Genomic DNA, 1,180 nt, shown 5'->3' with positions numbered 1-1,180 from the left:
CTGGCTGAGCCGCTTGCGCTGCTGGGCGGGCTGGACACGGATTATCAGACCCCGACCTCCGGAGGGATCGCCAAGGCCCGGGCCCGGCTGGGTGAGGCACCGGTGCGGGAGGTGTTCGAGCAGGTCGCGGTGCCGGTGGCGGAGCCGGACACGCCGGGGGCGTTCATGGCCGGGCGGTGGCGGGTGCTCGCTGCCGACGGCACGGTGTTCGATGTGCCGGACAGCGAGGAGAACCGTGCCGCGTTCGCTACCCCGTCCGGCGGGGCGTTCCCGCAGGTGAGGGCGGTGCTACTGACCGAGTGCGGGTCGCGGGCCACGCTGGATGCGCGGTTGGCGCCGTGCAGCGGCAAGGGCACCGGGGAACGCACGGCGCTGCGGGCGATGGCCGGGACGGTCCAGGCGCTGGCCGAGGACCAGGACGTGCTGCTGACCTGTGACCAGGGCCTGTACAGCTTCAAACTGTGGTGCCGCTACCAGGACACCGGGGCCGGGCTGCTGTGGCGGATGGCCGACGGGGTGGAGATCGCGCATGTGGCGGACCTGCCCGACGGCTCCTACACGGCGTTGGTGTTCGACAAGGGTGCCGAGCGCAACCGGCGGGACGCGCTGATCGCCGCGGCCAGGGCCGGGGGGGACCTGCCGCGGGAGGGGTGCCGGCCGGTGCGGGTGGTGGAGTACTACGTCGAGGAGCGCGGCCCGGCCCCGCACCAGCGGGAGCTGTTCTGCCTGATCACGAACCTGCTGGACCCCGGCGAGGCGACCGCCGCCGAGCTCGGCGCGGCCTACCACCTGCGGTGGACCGGCTCGGAGGGCGCCAACAACGAGATCAAGAACGGGCTGCGCGGGCCGGGCGGGGTGCTGCGTTCGCACAGCCCGCAACTGGTGCGGGCCGAGATCTACGGATACCTGCTGGCGCACTACGCGATCTGTGCGCTGATCTGCGCCGCGGTCACCGAGCACAACCTGGACCCCGGACGGGTGAAGTTCACCAAGGCAGTCCGCCTGGTCCGCGCGCGCGTCGCGGATCCGCGGGCTTTTTCCCCCTGAGCACCAGCGGCTCCTGATCGCCCACACGCTCGGGAGGCTGACCCGCAAGCGGTCGCTGAACCCCAAGCGCAGGCACCGCAGCTTCCCGCGCGTGGTGAAACGCGCCAGGCGCAACTCCTGGCGGGTCAAACGC

Annotated in this window: 1 protein-coding gene; it reads left to right on the top strand. The window is 72.5% G+C overall.

Annotated elements, in window-relative coordinates; genetic code table 11:
- Positions 1-1,047 (top strand): IS4 family transposase (locus KGA66_RS29125; protein WP_211472836.1); only part of this gene is annotated, 1,047 nt, incomplete at its 5' end.
- Positions 1,048-1,180 lie beyond the last annotated feature (133 nt).

Origin of the sequence: Actinocrinis puniceicyclus (assembly GCF_018283645.1) — a bacterium.
GTDB lineage: Bacteria > Actinomycetota > Actinomycetes > Streptomycetales > Catenulisporaceae > Actinocrinis > Actinocrinis puniceicyclus.
Note: the sequence above shows the minus strand (reverse complement) of the source record. Positions and strands in the feature narration are given on the sequence as shown.